This is a genomic window from Candidatus Sulfotelmatobacter sp. (assembly GCA_035498555.1).
Taxonomy (GTDB): Bacteria; Eisenbacteria; RBG-16-71-46; order RBG-16-71-46; family RBG-16-71-46; genus DATKAB01.
The window spans coordinates 1-2,624 of sequence record DATKAB010000070.1 but is presented as its reverse complement, the minus strand read 5'-3'; the positions used below and the strand labels follow the sequence as shown (position 1 = coordinate 2,624).

Genomic DNA, 2,624 nt, shown 5'->3' with positions numbered 1-2,624 from the left:
TGAACGAGCGGCGGATGGAAATGGAACCAGCGCGAGAGCGGGTTGGGGATCGGCTGCGTGAGGTAGTGGTAGTCGAGGCAGGTGAGATCGCGCCAGCACGGATCGCCACGCAACTTGATCAGCCCGGCGCCGAGCATGATGCGGAAGATGAGCCAGCGGTTGAGCCAGATCACGACCCGCGGCGGCGGGCGCTTCGGGAACGGGCGTGGATCGAGCAGCGGGCACAGGAAGATCGCGAGGAAGCCGGTCTCGAGGAGCTGGATCTCCCACCCGTAGCCGTACCACTCCTGCCCGACGTGAACGAACGACATGTAGAGCGCCCACAGCACCGCCATCAGCACTGCATTCGCGAAACCCGCGACCACCAGCAGTGAGAGTCCGACACCCAGCCACGCGGCCCCGACCAGCGCGGCGTTCGACGAGTCCCACCAGAACAGGCCGGGGAACGCGAGGAACGCCGCGCCGCGCGATCCGAGCCCGGCGGCCACGTCGCCCATCCACACCGAAGCGGGGGTCAGCCCGTCGCTGCCGATCAGCGGCACGACCTGCCGGGCGGCGGAGAGAAACGCGAAGAAGTAGACGAGCCCCAGCAGTCGAAGCATCAGGAAACGCGTCAGCCAGTAGCTCGATGCGACCGACGGCGGGCGCCTCGAACCAGACGTCGGCAGGTTCATTCGAGCAATCTCGGAAATTCCTCGCGAATCGGTTAGTCTGGGGTACGGGTCGGCAGTTCACCCAGGCATCGCCGCGCGGTCCCTCGAGGCCGCGAGCTAGACCTGCCACGCATTCTCGGCTCTGGAACGCTTCCGCGAAAGCGGCGCGCGCCCGGCTGGCAAGACGGCGATCCCCGGCACCCTGCTCTCGCGGGGCCGCGAGCGCGCGTACCGTATGCGAGGAAGCGCCATGCCTCGAGAACTCGTCCCGTTCGCCACGTCCGATCTCTCCGCGTTTGCACGATCACTCGTGCGCTCGCTCGCCGAGCGCGGGGAACCGAGTCCGCCCGGCCACGTCGAGATGCTGAACCTGATCGCGCGCGCCGCGGGTCACCGCAACTATCAGGCACTGCGCGCGGCGCTCGAGGCGCCGGCCGCGCCACTGGCGGCCGAGGATCGCGCGCCGCTGCCGCCGCTCAGCGAGAATGCGCGTAAGACCCTCAAGCAGTTCGACACGCGCGGCCGGCTGGTGCGCTGGCCCACCAAGTTCAGCGTCCAGAAGCTCGCGATGTGGGTGTTGTGGACGCGCTTCGATTCGCGCCGCGTTTACACCGAGAAGGAAGTGAACGCGGTGCTGAAGAGCGCGAACGCATTCGGCGACCACGTCACTCTGCGCCGCGAGCTGGTGGATCACCGATTGCTGGCGCGCAAGAGCGACTGCTCGGAATACTGGAAGCTGCCGGCGCGGCCCGATGCCGAGACGCGGGCGCTGCTGGCCGCGTGGCGAGATCGTCAGCGCACCAGCGCGACGCGCGTGGTGACCTTTCGACCGCCGGCAATCACTCGCACGAAGTAGATACCCGGGCTCACGCCGCCGGTACGCCAGGGAACGTTCTGCTCGCGGCCGCTCGCTGCGCCGTCGAAAACACGGCGCACGAGTGCCCCGCGCAGGTCGAGCACATCGACGGTCGCAAGCGCTCCCGTCGGAGCGCGGAACGCGATCGTGCCGAGCGACCGCAGCGGATCGGGCCAGACATGGACGGCGAGTTGGGCGTCGCCGGCTTCGAGCGGCGGAACCGACAGCGGCGACACGTATGGATAGACGGCGATCTCGCCGTGACCGCCGGCATGGGCGGTCATGGTGTCGGCGGCGGCCATGCAGCCCAGCGCGCAGAAGGTCTGCGTCGCCTGAGCGAGCGTGGTCAGTTTGAGCGTTCGAGCGTGAGAGTAGGTATCTCCGTTCCACATGATCGTGGCGCCGGTGACGCCCGAGAAGACGTTCAGTTCGTTCACCGATTTCGCCAGCTCGCCGGTGTAGTCGACCACGTCGGACGTGTCGGCAAACGAGGCGGTGGCGGTGCCGTTCACGGGCTGCAATGAACCCGCGACGCCGCCGAAGCGCGACGCGTCGAGATCACCCACCTCCTTCTCGATGATCCAGTACGGCGTACTGGCCGCGCCGCGCACGTACACATCGATAGTCCACGACGTCACTATCGTGTGGGAGATGCCCGCGCGTACCTCGATCTGGGCGTAGGAATCGAGATCGGCGATCAGAAGTCCGGTGTCGGCGGAGACTGCAGCGAACACACTGACCGATCCGTAGGTCAGGGTCGAATCGTGGGTGAACTCCTGATGCCCGATGAACGCGCCTTGCTGCCCGAAGTTGTCCCACGGACGCACGTTGCCGGTGAAGGGGCCGTACTGAAAGTGCTGGTCGAGCTGCGCGATGAACAACACGTCGTTGATCGCTGCGCAGTGTGCGGACACTGGTGCGAGGAGTAAGCATGCGGCGAGCGGCAGCAGCGCGCGGAGGCGGAATACATGCGACGACCTGGGGCGCATGGGATCCTCACGAATCGAGGGGACGGAGGGAACCATGGGGGTAGCGCCAACTTCGAGCCGAACGCTAGTCCGGCCTCCTCAGTGATTCAAGCAGGGAATTCTCGCGACGATCACAGCCGCCTCACC

The 2,624-nt window shown here is 66.9% G+C and carries 3 protein-coding genes; 1 reads left to right on the top strand and 2 read right to left on the bottom strand.

The window, feature by feature from the left end; translation table 11 throughout:
• Window positions 1-602: lipase maturation factor family protein (locus VMJ70_06360; GenBank protein HTO90738.1), on the bottom strand; the 602-nt coding region annotated here is incomplete at its 3' end.
• Window positions 603-903: 301 nt separating this feature from the next.
• On the opposite strand from VMJ70_06360, the gene VMJ70_06355 reads away from it, so the two are divergent.
• A complete protein-coding gene (locus VMJ70_06355) occupies window positions 904-1,509 on the top strand; it encodes a DUF2087 domain-containing protein (protein ID HTO90737.1) in 606 nt (201 codons plus the stop codon).
• On the opposite strand, the gene VMJ70_06350 is transcribed toward VMJ70_06355, so the two are convergent.
• Window positions 1,446-2,393: a T9SS type A sorting domain-containing protein gene (locus VMJ70_06350; protein ID HTO90736.1), complete on the bottom strand. Its 948-nt coding sequence runs from the start codon at window positions 2,391-2,393 to the stop codon at window positions 1,446-1,448. The two genes, VMJ70_06355 and VMJ70_06350, sit on opposite strands and share 64 nt — an antisense overlap.
• Window positions 2,394-2,624: the final 231 nt, after the last annotated feature.

Coding starts and splice junctions, on each gene's coding strand:
- VMJ70_06355 (HTO90737.1), top strand. CDS start 904: ATGCCTCGAGAACTCGTCCCGTTCGCCACGTCCGATCTCTCCGCGTTT.